The organism is Variovorax raffinosi (assembly GCF_051216615.1).
Taxonomy (GTDB): Bacteria; Pseudomonadota; Gammaproteobacteria; order Burkholderiales; family Burkholderiaceae_C; genus Variovorax.
In genome coordinates, this window is the sequence record NZ_JBPJZR010000010.1 from 147,274 (window position 1) to 159,901 (window position 12,628).

12 protein-coding genes are annotated in these 12,628 nt (G+C 67.4%); 2 read left to right on the plus strand and 10 right to left on the minus strand.

All coding sequences use genetic code 11. The annotated features are described in order from the left end of the window. The 9 genes from ACSFB7_RS26625 to ACSFB7_RS26665 all read right to left on the minus strand — a co-directional run bounded on the left by ACSFB7_RS26625 (position 1) and on the right by ACSFB7_RS26665 (position 10,525). Positions 1 to 1,473, minus strand: a complete 1,473-nt coding sequence (locus tag ACSFB7_RS26625; protein WP_435475348.1) for an N-acyl-D-amino-acid deacylase family protein — start codon at positions 1,471 to 1,473, stop codon at positions 1 to 3. Then, on the minus strand, positions 1,470 to 2,381 hold the full coding sequence (locus ACSFB7_RS26630) for a MurR/RpiR family transcriptional regulator (RefSeq protein WP_435475349.1): 912 nt from the start codon (positions 2,379 to 2,381) through the stop codon (positions 1,470 to 1,472). Before ACSFB7_RS26630 ends, ACSFB7_RS26625 begins: the two co-directional genes overlap by 4 nt. Positions 2,382 to 2,391: 10 nt before the next feature. Continuing rightward, positions 2,392 to 3,705, minus strand: coding sequence for an amino acid deaminase (locus ACSFB7_RS26635; protein ID WP_435475350.1), 1,314 nt, complete (start codon positions 3,703 to 3,705; stop codon positions 2,392 to 2,394). Then, positions 3,702 to 4,679, minus strand: coding sequence for an ABC transporter ATP-binding protein (locus tag ACSFB7_RS26640; RefSeq protein ID WP_435475351.1), 978 nt, complete (start codon positions 4,677 to 4,679; stop codon positions 3,702 to 3,704). Before ACSFB7_RS26640 ends, ACSFB7_RS26635 begins: the two co-directional genes overlap by 4 nt. A gap of 157 nt (positions 4,680 to 4,836) precedes the next feature. Beyond that, the gene (locus ACSFB7_RS26645; RefSeq protein ID WP_435475352.1) at positions 4,837 to 5,877 is read right to left on the minus strand and encodes an ABC transporter ATP-binding protein; all 1,041 of its coding nucleotides are present in this window, start codon (positions 5,875 to 5,877) and stop codon (positions 4,837 to 4,839) included. After that, complete coding sequence (locus ACSFB7_RS26650; RefSeq protein ID WP_187108090.1) at positions 5,877 to 6,716, minus strand: ABC transporter permease; 840 nt, start codon at positions 6,714 to 6,716, stop codon at positions 5,877 to 5,879. The genes ACSFB7_RS26645 and ACSFB7_RS26650 overlap by 1 nt, the downstream gene beginning before the upstream one ends. A 3-nt stretch (positions 6,717 to 6,719) precedes the next feature. After that, positions 6,720 to 7,673 (minus strand): ABC transporter permease, encoded by a 954-nt coding sequence (locus ACSFB7_RS26655; protein ID WP_435475353.1) that lies wholly within the window; start codon positions 7,671 to 7,673, stop codon positions 6,720 to 6,722. Further along, on the minus strand, positions 7,673 to 8,932 hold the full coding sequence (locus ACSFB7_RS26660) for a lactonase family protein (protein WP_435475354.1): 1,260 nt from the start codon (positions 8,930 to 8,932) through the stop codon (positions 7,673 to 7,675). Before ACSFB7_RS26660 ends, ACSFB7_RS26655 begins: the two co-directional genes overlap by 1 nt. Before the next feature lie 18 nt (positions 8,933 to 8,950). After that, positions 8,951 to 10,525 (minus strand): ABC transporter substrate-binding protein, encoded by a 1,575-nt coding sequence (locus ACSFB7_RS26665; protein ID WP_435475355.1) that lies wholly within the window; start codon positions 10,523 to 10,525, stop codon positions 8,951 to 8,953. A 192-nt stretch (positions 10,526 to 10,717) separates the two neighbouring features. Here ACSFB7_RS26665 and ACSFB7_RS26670 point away from each other — a divergent pair, with 192 nt between their 5' ends. Beyond that, positions 10,718 to 11,107: a RidA family protein gene (locus ACSFB7_RS26670; protein WP_081266413.1), complete on the plus strand. Its 390-nt coding sequence runs from the start codon at positions 10,718 to 10,720 to the stop codon at positions 11,105 to 11,107. Positions 11,108 to 11,111: 4 nt separating this feature from the next. Here the strand turns inward: ACSFB7_RS26670 and ACSFB7_RS26675 are convergent, their stop codons facing one another. Beyond that, a complete protein-coding gene (locus ACSFB7_RS26675) occupies positions 11,112 to 11,729 on the minus strand; it encodes an ATP-dependent Clp protease proteolytic subunit (protein WP_435475356.1) in 618 nt (205 codons plus the stop codon). A gap of 50 nt (positions 11,730 to 11,779) precedes the next feature. Here ACSFB7_RS26675 and ACSFB7_RS26680 point away from each other — a divergent pair, with 50 nt between their 5' ends. Beyond that, the gene (locus ACSFB7_RS26680) at positions 11,780 to 12,589 is read left to right on the plus strand and encodes an RNA polymerase sigma factor (RefSeq protein ID WP_435475357.1); all 810 of its coding nucleotides are present in this window, start codon (positions 11,780 to 11,782) and stop codon (positions 12,587 to 12,589) included. The last annotated feature ends 39 nt before the right edge of the window (positions 12,590 to 12,628 follow it).

Genomic DNA, 12,628 nt, shown 5'->3' on the forward strand with positions numbered 1-12,628 from the left:
CTAGCTCCCGCGCGTGAGCATCCGCCCCGCGCGCGCGATCACCCGGGCTTCGGGCTCGCCGCCGCGATAGGCCAGCACGCCGTTCACGAACACGTGCTCCACGCCCAGGCTCACGCCGTGCGGCTTGTCGTAGGTGGCGGTGTCGGCGATGGTTTCGGGGTCGAACACCACCACGTCGGCCATGGCGCCGGCACGCAGCAGGCCACGGTCGGCGATGCGCATGTTGCGTGCGGTCATGCCGGTCATCTTGTGCACCGCCTGCTCCAGCGTGAACAGCTTGCGCTGGCGCCAGTAGCGCGCAAACACGCGCGGGAACGCGCCCCACAGGCGCGGATGCGGATGGCGGTCGTGCGGCAGGCCGTCGCTGCCGATCATCGTGAACGGGTGCGCAATGACGCGCTCCACGTCTTCTTCCTGCATTTGGAAATAGCAGGCGCCACCGGGCTTCAGGCGCAGGCAGGCCTCTTGCTCGGTGGTGCCCCACTCGCGCGCGATGTCGGAGATCAGGCGGCCCGTCATCTCGGGGTGCGGGTCGGACCAGGTCAGCAGCACGTCGATGACGCCATCGACCAGGTCTTCGCGCAGCACGGTGGAACCGGCCACGTAGGGGTACACGTCCATCGCGATCTTCTGGCGCTTGGCCAGGGCTTCGATCAGCGGCAGCGTTTCCTTGGTGCGGCCCCAGTTGGCGGGGCCGGCGCACTTGTGGTGAGAGATGACGAGCGGCACGCCGGCGTTGAAGGCCGAGTCGCCCGCTTCGTGCAGCGCTTCGATGATCTGCTGCATCTCGCTGCGCAGATGGGTCGCGTACACGCCGCCGTGGCGCGCCACGACGCGTGCGAGTGCTGTCACTTCTTCGGCCGGCGCGGCAAAGGCTTCTTCATAAAACAGGCCCGAGGACATGCCATGCGCACCATCGGCCATGCAGCTGTCGAGCAGCGCTTCCATGCGCGCCAGTTCATCACCGCTTGCAGGCCGTTCGAGCGCTTCCATGGTCGCGAAGCGCAGCGTGGTGTGGCCGACCAGCGCGGCCACGTTGAGCGCCGGCTGTGTCGCATCGACGGCCGCACGGTACTCGGCCATGGTCGCGTGCTTGAACGACTCCGCGCCCAGCAGCGTGAGCGGCGGCTTCGACTGCGGCGTGCGGTACGGCGCGAGCGAAATGCCGCAGTTGCCCGTCACCACCGTAGTGATGCCTTGCGACACCTTGGGCAGACACAGCGGATCGCGCAACACGATCGCATCGTCGTGCGTGTGCGCGTCGATGAAGCCGGGGGCGATCACCTTGGCGCGGCAATCGACGATCTCGATGTCGGCCAGCGCGAGCCCTTCGGGCAATCGCGCGCGCAGGCCTTCGCCCAGCGCAAGAATGCGGTCGCCCTGCAGCAGCACGTCGCCGGGCCACGAGGGGCCGCCCGATCCGTCGACCACGAGGCCGGCTTCGAGCAGGATGGCTTTTGCGGGATCGCTCACGATGCGCGTCCTCCTTCGTTGATGCCGCCGCCATCCCAGCTTTGCAGCGGATGCGTCGCGGCATCGATGCCGTGCCGCTGGAAGGCATCGCGTGCGCGCTGCAGGCGCTGCACCGCGGGCTCGCCACGGCGCTGGGCCACCAGCACCGTGAGAATTTCAATGGCGGTGAGGTGCGTCAGGTAGGCATCGATGCCCACGTGCATCACCGCGTCGTCGGGCACCGAGAGGCCCAGCAGAAAGTCGGACTTGGCCGCGAGCGCCGTGCCGGGCCGCGTGAGCGCGACCACCTTGGCGCCCTGCCCGCGCGCGATGTCCACCGCATCGAGCAGCGAGGGCATGCCGCCCACGTGCGAGATGGCGATCACCACGCCGCCCGGCCGCTGCGCCGCGCCGGCCACCTGCTGCAGGTGGTAGTCGGCCCAGGCGTTGGCCGAGATGCCGAGGCGGAACAAGCGCGCCTGCAGGTCGTTGGCCATGAACCACGAGGTCGCGCCCGCGCCGTACAGGTCCACATGCGGTGCGGCCGCAATGGCCGCCACGGCGCCGTCGAGCACCTGCATGTCGAGCTGGCCGCGCACGCCCGAGACCGAGGCAGCCGCGCTGCGCGCGATCTTGCCGACCACTTCGTCGGCCGCGTCCTCGATGTTGACGCGGCGGTGCAGCGGCGAACCGCCCAGCGCCAGCTCCTGCGCCAGCGCGAGTTTGAACTCGCGCAGCCCGGCAAAGCCGAGGTCGCGGCAGGTGCGCATGATGGTCGGCACCGAGCTGCGCGAGCGCTCGGCCAACTGCTCGAAGCTTTCTTCGAGCACGCGGTCGGGGTCTTCGAGGATCAGGTCGAGAATCGCGCGCCGCGTCGCCGGGGCGCTGCTGCGGATCTCCGCGATTTTCTGAAGCAGTGAAGGGGTCATCGGTGCAGGTTCAGAAATGCATGGCGACAGCGTCGCTCACGCGGTAGTCGTTCTCGACGACAGGCATCCAGTGCCATTTGTCGAAGGTGGTGCAAGGGTGCGAGATGCCGAGGCCGACGCGGTCGCCCACGGCCGGGGCCTGCGCCTCTTCGGTGGCATCCCAGCGCAGGTAGGCGTGCTGGTCGTTCAGCGCGGTGATCTTCCAGCCGGCGGGCACGGCCTGCGCTTGCAGCGCGCCACGCGCCGCGCGTGCGATCGGCACGGGCATCGACAGGTCGAAGGAGATGTCACGCTTGCCCACGGCAAGAATTGCCAGGCCGGGTTCGGGACGCGACTGCACGGTGGCCCAGACTTCCATCGCCGGTGTCAGGCCTTCGCCGCAGTCGCAGCCCAAGCGCTGGTCCACCGCGTTCACCATGCGCTTGTAGAAGCCATGGTCGTGCGTGACGTAGCAGCCCGAGCGCAGCAGGCCGCGCACCGGCGCGCCCAATGCAGGCTTCAGGCGCCCGGCCACGAGGTCGAAGATGGCCGAGCCACCGGCCGAGACCAGCACCTCGTCGGTCTCGAACAGCTTGTTCGTGTCGCAATGGCGCGCCACCGCTTCCACGCGGTCCATCAGCGTGTTGGCGTAGGCCGTATCGGGTTCGCTGGCACCGGTGGCGCCCTGCCCCTCATAAGTCTCGATGCCCACGAGCTTGACCGCGTCGCTGGCGCGCAGCCGGGTCGCGAGCGCGATGGCTTCTTCATGCGTGCGGCAGCCAGTGCGGCCGCCATCGACACCGATCTCGATCATCACGTCGAAGGGCACGCTCGCAGGATGGCGCTTCGTCCAGTCCTCGATCAGCGCCAGTTGCGCGAGCGAATCGACCAGGAACACGATGCGCAGGTCGGCGTGCGCGCGCAGCAGCATCTGGATGCCCGCCAGATCTTCGTCGCTCACCACCTGGTTGGCGATGAGCGCGCGGCGCGCACCGGCGGCCACGCCCACGGCCAGTTGCGTGACGGTGGCGAAGGTCAGGCCCCAGGCGCCCGCGTCGAGCTGGCGCCGGAAGAGCTGCGGCGACATCGTCGTCTTGCCGTGCGGTGCGAGGTCGATGCCCCATTCGCGCACGCGCGCCTGCATCCACGCCAGGTTGTGTTCGAGCGCCTCGCGCTTGAGCATGGCCAGCGGCAGCGGCAGGTCGCCGGCCAGCACGTTCCAGCCTGCCTGGCCGATCTCGCTGCGGCGGCGCGGCGGCTGGGTGCGCGGGTAGCCCTTGAAGTTGCTGCCCAGCAGCGGGTCTTGAAAGTCCTTGGCGGCGGAGTCGGTGGTGGTCATGGTCATGCGGCAATGTTGGAGAGCAGGTCTTTGCGGAGGCAGGCGCGATAGTGTCCCGCCGAAATTTCTTCGAGCACGGGCACAGTCTGCGCGCAGATGTCGATGGCATGCGGGCAGCGGGTGCGAAACACGCAGCCCGAGGGTGGCGAAATGGGGCTGGGAATGTCGCCCTTGAGCGCGATGCGCTCGGTGGCCATCTCGGGATCGGGCTTCGGGCTCGCGGCCAGCAGCGCCTGGGTGTAGGGGTGCGAGGGGCGCGCGAACAGCTCGTCGGTGGTGGCCACTTCCATCACCTTGCCCAGGTAGAGCACCACCACGCGGTCGCACAGGTACTCGACCACGTCGAGGTCGTGGGAGATGAAGAGCATGGTGAGGCCGAGGCGCTCGCGCAGGTCGGCCAGCAGGTTGATGACCTGCGACTGGATCGACACGTCGAGCGCGGACAGCGGCTCGTCGGCCACGATGAACTCGGGCTCGACCGCCAGTGCGCGCGCCACGCCGATGCGCTGGCGCTGGCCGCCCGAGAACTCGTGCGGAAAGCGGCTCGCATGCTCGGCGCGCAGGCCGACGGTTTCGAGCAGCTCGGCGATGCGCTTGTCGCGCGCGGCCGCGCCCTTGTGCAGGCCGTGTGTGGACAGCGCCTCGCCCAGGATGGCGCTGATGCGCATCTTCGGGTTGAGGCTGGCGTACGGGTCCTGAAAGATGATCTGCAGCTTGCTGCGCAGCTTGCGCATGCGCTCGCCCGAGAGCGCGCCGATGTCCTCGCCCCGGTAGAGCACCTGCCCTTCGGTGCGCTCGAGCAGCCGCAGCACGGTGCGGCCGATGGTGCTCTTGCCCGAGCCGGATTCGCCGACGAGGCCCAGCGTTTCGCCGGGCTGGATGGCGAACGACACGTCATCGACCGCGCGCACGGGGCGGTCGCTGCTGCCGAAGTATTTCTTGAGTCCGCGGACTTCGATGAGGGGAGCGGCGGTGGTCATCGTGGGCTTTTTGGGTTTGGCTCCCTCCCCTTCCGGGGGAGGGTTGGGGTGGGGGCACGACGGCACTTGATGAAGCACTGCGCCGAACGAACGCCGCTGGCCCCCATCCCAGCCTTCCCCCGGGAGGGGAAGGAGCAAGACGGGATCGGCACGCGACTCATGCGGCCCTCGCGAGCGTTGCTTGCGGCTGCACGCGAATACAACGGGCCTGGCGGTCTTGCCGGATATCGATCAGCGGCGGCATCGCATCCTTGCAACCCGCCAGTGCCTGATCGCAACGCGGCTCGAAGGCACAACCTGGCGGCGGCGACAGCGGGCTCGACACCTGCCCCCGAATCGCAAACAGCCGCTTCGGCTTGGGCTGCCCCGGCAGCCGCGCCTTGCCCGGCAGGCAGGCCAGCAGGCCCTGCGTGTACGGATGCTCGGGCTGCGCGAACAACGGCCGCACGGGCGCGCTCTCGACCACACGGCCCGCATACAGCACCACCACGTCGTCAGCATGGTGCGCGACCACGCCGAGGTTGTGGGTGATGAACAGGATGCTCATGCCCGTCTCGGCCTGCAGCCGGCGCATGAGTTCGAGGATTTGCGCCTGGATGGTCACGTCGAGCGCGGTGGTGGGCTCGTCGGCGATCAACAGCGTCGGGTCGCAGGCCATGGCCAGCGCGATCATCACGCGCTGGCGCATGCCGCCCGAAAGCTGGTGCGGGTACTCGTGAATGCGTTGCGCGGCGGCGGGTATCTCGACCAGCTCCAGCATGCGCAGCGCATGGGCCAGCGCCGACTTGCGGTCCAGCCCCTTGTGCAGGCGCACGCTTTCGGCGATCTGCTCGCCGATGGTGAAGACCGGGTTCAGGCTGGTCATCGGCTCCTGGAAGATCATCGACAACTGGTTGCCGCGCAGCGAGCGCATCTCGCGTTCGCCGATCTGCAGCAGGTCGAGCGTCTTGCCCTCACGCGTCACGAACGACGCGGTGCCGCTGACCTGCGCGTTCGCGGTCTTGGGCAACAGGCGCATCAGCGTGAGGCTGGTGACCGACTTGCCCGAGCCCGACTCGCCCACCAGCGCGGTGGTCTTGCCGGGCTGTATCGAAAAGCTCACGTCGGCCACCGAACGCACGAGGCCGTCTTCGTTGGGGAAGCTCGTGCTCAGGTTGCTGACCGTGAGACGCGGTGTGTTGTTGGAGGCGTTCGTCATCACGATGTCTTCTTGAGCTTGGGGTCGAGCAGGTCGCGCACGCCATCGCCCAGCAGTTGCAGCGACAGTGCCGTGAAGATGATCGCGAGCCCCGGGAACAGCACCACCCAGAAGGCCTGGTGCGCGTACTGCTGGCTGCCCGCGACCATGGTGCCCCAGGTCGGGATCTCGGGCGGCACGCCGACACCGAGGAACGACAGGCCCGCTTCGGCCAGGATGGCGTAGGCAAAGATGAACGACACCTGCACGAGGATCGGCGACATCAGGTTCGGCAGGATGTGCCGCCACAAGATGCGCGAGGTGCGCACGCCCAGCGCGCGCACCGCTTCCACGAACAGCAGCTCGCGCACCACCAGCGTCGAGGCCCGCACCACCCGCGCCACGCGCGGCGTGTAGACCAGCACCAGCGCCAGCACGGTGTTCATCAGCGAGGGCCCGAGGATCGCCACCAGCGCGATGGCCAGCAGGATGTCGGGGAAGGACATCATCGCGTCGACCACGCGCATCAGCGGCGTGTCGAGCCGGCGGAAGAAGCCGGCCATCAGGCCCAGCACGGTGCCGGCGATGACCGAGCCCAATGCGGTGAGCGCGGCAATGGCCAGCGAGTAGCGCGCGCCGTGCACGATGCGCGAATACATGTCGCGCCCGAGTTCGTCGGTGCCCAGCAGGTGCTCGGCGCTCGGTGCCTTCAGGCGTTGCAGCACAGCCGTGTCGTTGGGGTCGGCGGAGGCGAACAGCGGCGCGCCGATCGCCATGATCGCGATGACCAGCAGCACCAGCGCGGAGACCATCACGATGCGGCGATGCATCAGTTGGCGGAGCATTCTTGGCATTTGCATTCTTCAGACCTTCACGCGCGGATCGACGACGGCGTACAGCAGGTCGATGGAGAAATTGATCAGCACGTAGATCGCCGCGATCACCAGCAGCGCGCCCTGAATGACGGGGTAGTCGCGGCGCAGCACCGCGCTCACCACCAGGTTGCCCACGCCGGGCAGGCCGAACACGGTTTCGGTGATGACGGCGCCGCCGATCATCAGCGCGACCGTGAGGCCGATCACCGTGACGATGGGCACCAGCGCATTGCGCAGCGCGTGCTTGAGCACCACCGTGCTTTCGCTCAGGCCCTTGGAGCGCGCGGTGCGCACATAGTCTTCACCCAGCACGTCGAGCATCGAAGCGCGCGTGAAGCGGATGATGAGTGCCGAGTTCAAAAGGCCCAGCACCGCAGCCGGCAGCACCAGCGAATGCAGCCGCTCGGCCAGCGCCGCATCGGGCGCGCCGTAGCCCGACACCGGGAACCAGCCGAAGGACACGGCGAATATCTGTATGAGCACGATGCCGAGCCAGAAGCTCGGAATGCTGGCGCCCAGCATCGCGATGCCGGTGAAGAGCTGGTCGACCACGCGCCCACGGAACACGGCCGAGACGATGCCGCAAGGCACGCCGATCAGCGCCGCGATGGCCACGGCCATCAGCGCGAGCAGCGTGGTGGGCTCGGCGCGCTCCCACAGCGCCTGCGTGACCGGGCGCTGCAGAAAGATCGAGGTGCCGAGGTTGCCCTGCAGCACTTCACGCAGCCAGTAGCCGAACTGCACAGGCAGCGGTTTGTCGAGGCCGTATTCCTTCTGCACGCGGGCGATGTCGGCGGCGGTGGCCTGGTCGCCCAGCAGCACCGAGACCGGATCGCCCGATGCCGCGCGCGTGAGCACGAAGACGAGCACCGCCACGATGGCGAGCACGACGAGCATGCCGCCGGCGCGCGAGGCGATGTAGCGAAGCGAAGACTTTTTCATCACGCAGAAAACTCGATGGCTGCCGCGCTGCCCACGGCCACGTACTGGCCGGTGAACTTGATGTCGCCGCCCTGCACGCGGAAGACCGTCACGTTGTCGCCCTGCTTGTTGTGGCACACGTAGAGGAACTTGCCGCTCGGGTCGAGCGTGCAGCTTCGCGGGTAGTTGCCGCGCGTCCATTCCTCGCGCACCAGCGTGGGCGCGCCGGTGCGCGCATCGATCTTGAACAGCGAGATCGAATCGTGCAGGCGGTTGAGCGACACGAAGTGCTGGCCGTCGGGCAGCATGCGGATGCCCGATGCGTAGCTGGTGCCCTTGAAGCCCTTTGGCAGCGCCGAGGTTTCGCTCACGAGCGTGAGCACGCCAGTGGCGTTGTCATAGCGCATGAAGGCGATGGTCGATGCCTCTTCATTCACCAGGTAGAACCACTTGCCGTTCGGATGAAAGATGAAATGGCGCGCGCCCGAGCTTTCGGACACGGCCACCGTGCTCGGCTGGCTCAGCACGCCGGTGATGCGGTCGAAGCGGTACGAGATGACGCGGTCGAGCCCCAGGTCGGCCACCAGCACGAAGTTGCCCTTCGGGTCGGCATGCACCATGTGAGCATGCGGGCCGTCGTGGTCGCTGGTGGCGAAACCCTCGTGCGAGCGCGCGGCTTCAGGCACCACGTCGGCGCCGGGGTTGCACGGCGTGGATGCGCCGCAGGCCTCGACGTCCTTGTAGACGACGGCGGGGACGCTGGCATCAGGCGTGCCATCGGCGCGCAGCGCGATCACGCTGACGTCGCCACTCGCGTAGTTGGCGGTAAAGAGAAAGCGCCCATCGGGGTGCACGCTGATGTAGGCCGGGTCCTTGCCGCCGCAGGGCGTCTCGGACACGAACGACAGCGCGCCGTTCGCGCCGATGCGAAAGGCCGAGACCGAGCCGGCCTCGAACTCGTTGGCCGCGTAGAGCATCGGCAGCTTCGGATGGCGCGCGAGCGAAGCGGGGTTGCGCAGCTTCGCGTTGTCGCCCGTGCTGGCCACGGCCTGCGGCGCACCGGGGATGGGCTTGAGCGCACCGGTGGCGCTGTCGAGCACGAACTGGTGCACGCCCAGTCCGCGCCCGCCGCGCCACGGCTTGCCGCCGTCGCTGTAGGTGCCGACATAGGCATAGACCGGGCCGGACGTTGCGGCCTGGACGGTGGAGGCCGTGAGGCCAAGGGCTCCGAGGCCGGAGGCCAGTGCGCTGGCTTGCAGAAGTTGGCGACGCGATGGCATGGCTGTGTTCCCTGTGCCTTACTTGATCTTCGCGTTCCAGAAGAACGGCCAGGTCGCGGGCGTGTAGTTGTCCAGCGCCGGGCTCTTGGCTGAGAGGCCATTGAACTTGCCGATGTTGATGTAGGGCACTTCGTCATAGACGACCTGCTGCACCTTGCCCCACAGCGCGCCGCGCTTGGCCGGATCGCTCTCGGTGTTGAAGGCATTCAGCGCCGACTTCTTGGCGGGCGAATCCCACCAGCCGGGTGCGCCGTCGCCAAGCTGCGGCGGCGAGAGCATCGGCTCGGGGAACTGGCCCGAGTGGGTCACGTAGACGTCCCACAGCTTGGCGTCGTTGCGGCGCTGCACCAGCGTGGCCCAGTCGACCACGTTGAGGTCGACCTTGAAGCCGGCGCGCTTGAGCTGCTCTGCCATCAGCAGCGCCATGTTGTAGTGAAAGTCGTACTGGCGGCTGGTGAGCACGCGGATCGGCTCGCCCTTGTAACCGGCCTTGGCCGCGAGTTCCTTGGCCTTGGGTGCGTTGCGCTGGTTGTACTGGTTGACGCCCGAAGCCGAGAAGAACGGCGAGCCCTTCGGGAAGTGGTTGCCCTCGGCCACGAAGAAGCGCGTGTCGCCAAAGCCGGCCGCGAGCATCTCGCCTTCGCCCAGTGCGGTCTGGATCGCCTGGCGCACGGCCGGGTTGGCGGCCACGCCTTCCTTGGTGTTGAGCACGAGGTACGGGAAGCCGAAGGACGGCGTCATGATCGGCAGCGTCTTGCCGCCCGAGGCTTCCAGGCGCGGCAGCGCTTCCACCGGCAGCAGGTCGGCAAAGTCGTACTGGCCGGCCAGCGCGCCTTCGACGCGCGTGCTGGCGTTGGGCACGGGCACGAAGCGCAGCTCTTCGATGGCCGCCTCGCGCTTGCCGCCGTAGCCGCTGGCCGGTTCCTTGCGCGCCGAATATTTGTCGAAGCGCGTGAGCAGCACGAACTGGTCGGGGCGGCGCTCCTTGAACTTGTAGGGGCCGGTGCCGATGAATTCCTTGAGCGGCGAGGCGATCGAGTCCTTCGCCATGATGGCCGCCATGCCGCTGGGCAGCGCGAACTGCGAGAGCAGCGGCGCATAGGGCTCCTTCAGCACGACCTCGATGGCCAGCGGGCCCTTGGCCTTGAGGCTGTCGATTTCCTTGCCCACGGCCTTGCCGCGCGGCGACTGGTCCATCCAGCGCTGCAGGCTGGCGACCACGTCGTCGGCCGTGAGTTCGCGGCCGTTGTGCAGCATCACGCCCTTGCGCAGGGTGATGGCGTAGGTCTTGCCGTCGGCCGAGATCTTCGGCATGCCCTCGGCCAGCATCGGCACCACGTTCCACTTGGCGTCGAAGGTGTAGAGCGTTTCGTACACGTGCTGCATGATGGTTCCGACCAGGTCGGCGGTCGATGCCATCGGGTCGAGCGTCTGCGGCTCGGCCACCATCGCCAGCGTGGCGAAGTTGCGCGGGCCTTGTGCATGCGCTTGCTGGTGGGGCAGCGCGGCGCAGAGCATCGCGAACAGGGAGGCGCCCAGCAGGCTGCGCTTTGACAGCAGGGGCAGGCGCTGGACAAGACCGACGTGGGGCATGGGGAACTCCTTCATGGGGGCGGGCGAGTTTGTGAAAGAAATTTTCTTTTCGGCCCGGACTTTGAAGCAGTATTCATGCCAAATCATCCGTGTTAACCCTTGTTAAAGGGTTAATCTGAAATAGATTTTCAAATTCGACAGATACTCGGCGCTCCCCTCCCATTCCTTTTCCACCACCTCAGGAGATCTTTCATGCCGCTCGAATACCTCGGCGCCCCGCCCCTTGCTTCCGACCGCCAGGTCCGCCCCTTCTCCCCGGCGGTGCGTGCCGGCGACTTCGTTTATGTGTCGGGCCAAGTGCCGGTCGACAAGAACGGCGAGCTGGTGGTGGGCGGCATCGAGGCGCAGACGCGCCAGGTGATGGAAAACATCAAGACCGTGCTCGCGCTGGCCGGCGCCACGCTCGACGACGTGTGCAAGAGCACCGTGTGGCTGCAGGACGCGCGCGACTTTGGTGCCTTCAACCGCATCTACATGAGCTATTTCGGCGAAAACAAGCCGGCACGCTCGACCACCGAGGCACGGCTGATGATCGATGCGCGCGTCGAGATCGACGTGGTGGCTTACAAGCCCAAGGCCTGATCGATCAGGCCTGCTGCAGCTCGGTCTTGCGCTGGATGATGCGCGAGACCAGCCCGTATTCGACCGCCTCCTGGGCCGACAGCCAGCGGTCGCGCTCGATGTCGGCCAGCACCACGTCGATCGGCTTGCCGGTTTCCCGCGCGATCTCGTGCGCGATGCGCTGGCGGGCCTTGATGATTTCCTGCGCCTGAATGGCGATGTCGGTGGCCTGGCCACCCGCGCCGCCGCTGGGCTGGTGAATCAGGAAGCGGGTGTTGGGCAGGCACACGCGGCGCTCGCGCGGTGCCGACAGGAACAGATGGGTGGCGGCGCTGCCGACCCAGCCGGTGCCGATCATGTTCACCGGCGCGCCGATGAAACGCACGATGTCGTGGATGGCGTCGCCCGACTCCAGGTGGCCGCCCGGCGAACTCACGAGGATGTCGATGGGTTGCTGGTTGTCCGCGTCGAGCGCGATGAGCCGGCGCGTCACGTCGGCGGCCACGGCATCGGTGATGGTGCCGAAGATCAGCAGCGTGCGCGATTTGAATGCCTTTTCCTCCAGGTAGGAGTTGCGCGGTTCGGCGGTGGCCGCGGGCTTGGTGTCGTCGTCGTCGTTTTCCATTGAGAACATCGGCTGCATGGAGAAAGCTCCTGTGGTTGAACTGTCTTGACGAACAAGCCCACAGTTTCGTGACATTGCCTGCGCTGTGGCAAGCTGCCGCGATGCTCGATGAACGCTATCTGTCGCAATTCCCGGCGCATCGCGGCCGGCTGGTTCGTGCTGCCATGCGCCTGCTTGGCGGCAAGGCCGAAGCTGAAGACGCGGTGCAGGACACCTACCTGCGCGCCTTGGAAGTGGGCAACACCCGCGAACTCGACGCGGCGCAGGCCTGGCTGACCACGGTGATGCAGCACCTGGCCATCGACCGGCTGCGGCGGCGCAACTGGATGCAGGCTTGGCTGCAGGACGCCGAGGCGCGGCAAGCCAGCTCGCATGAGGCGGTGCCTTCGGCGGAGGACGATGCGGCGGTGGCTGAATCGACGGCACAGGCATTGCGCCTGCTGGCTGCCAGGCTGTCGCCATCGGATGCCGCTGCCGTGCTGCTGCGCGAAGTCTTCGAGGTCAGCTTCAAGGAGATTGCATCGGCCAGCGGCAAGACCGAGTCGGCCTGCAGGCAGCAACTGCATCGCGCGCTGCTGCGGTTGCGGCAGGACGAACATCGCGACGATGGCGGATCGGAAGCGCACTTTCACGTGTACCGGCAGGCGCTGCATGACTGCGATGCGACGCAACTGTTCGCGATGCTGCGGCAGCCGCCTGCGCAAGCCCTTGCGATGTCTGCTTCCGTTGCTGTCAAGTCCGGTGCGCCGCGCGCGGTCTGCCAGGTCATGCAGATCGGCGGGCGGATCGGGCTTGTGCTGACGCTGGGCGGGAAGGTGTTGTGCGTGCTGCCGCTTGATGCGCGGCAGACGGAAGAAGAAGCCTTGTCTTCGCATTAGCCCCTTCCCCCTCTGGGGGAAGGTTGGGATGGGGGCTGC

Excerpts from the sequence above, each read along its gene's own strand:
- ACSFB7_RS26655 (WP_435475353.1), bottom strand. The coding sequence starts at position 7,673 with ATGAAAAAGTCTTCGCTTCGCTACATCGCCTCGCGCGCCGGCGGCATG.
- ACSFB7_RS26630 (WP_435475349.1), bottom strand. The coding sequence starts at position 2,381 with ATGACCCCTTCACTGCTTCAGAAAATCGCGGAGATCCGCAGCAGCGCC.
- ACSFB7_RS26650 (WP_187108090.1), bottom strand. The coding sequence starts at position 6,716 with ATGCAAATGCCAAGAATGCTCCGCCAACTGATGCATCGCCGCATCGTG.
- ACSFB7_RS26675 (WP_435475356.1), bottom strand. The coding sequence starts at position 11,729 with ATGCAGCCGATGTTCTCAATGGAAAACGACGACGACGACACCAAGCCC.
- ACSFB7_RS26635 (WP_435475350.1), bottom strand. The coding sequence starts at position 3,705 with ATGACCATGACCACCACCGACTCCGCCGCCAAGGACTTTCAAGACCCG.
- ACSFB7_RS26645 (WP_435475352.1), bottom strand. The coding sequence starts at position 5,877 with ATGACGAACGCCTCCAACAACACACCGCGTCTCACGGTCAGCAACCTG.
- ACSFB7_RS26670 (WP_081266413.1), top strand. The coding sequence starts at position 10,718 with ATGCCGCTCGAATACCTCGGCGCCCCGCCCCTTGCTTCCGACCGCCAG.
- ACSFB7_RS26665 (WP_435475355.1), bottom strand. The coding sequence starts at position 10,525 with ATGCCCCACGTCGGTCTTGTCCAGCGCCTGCCCCTGCTGTCAAAGCGC.
- ACSFB7_RS26660 (WP_435475354.1), bottom strand. The coding sequence starts at position 8,932 with ATGCCATCGCGTCGCCAACTTCTGCAAGCCAGCGCACTGGCCTCCGGC.
- ACSFB7_RS26640 (WP_435475351.1), bottom strand. The coding sequence starts at position 4,679 with ATGACCACCGCCGCTCCCCTCATCGAAGTCCGCGGACTCAAGAAATAC.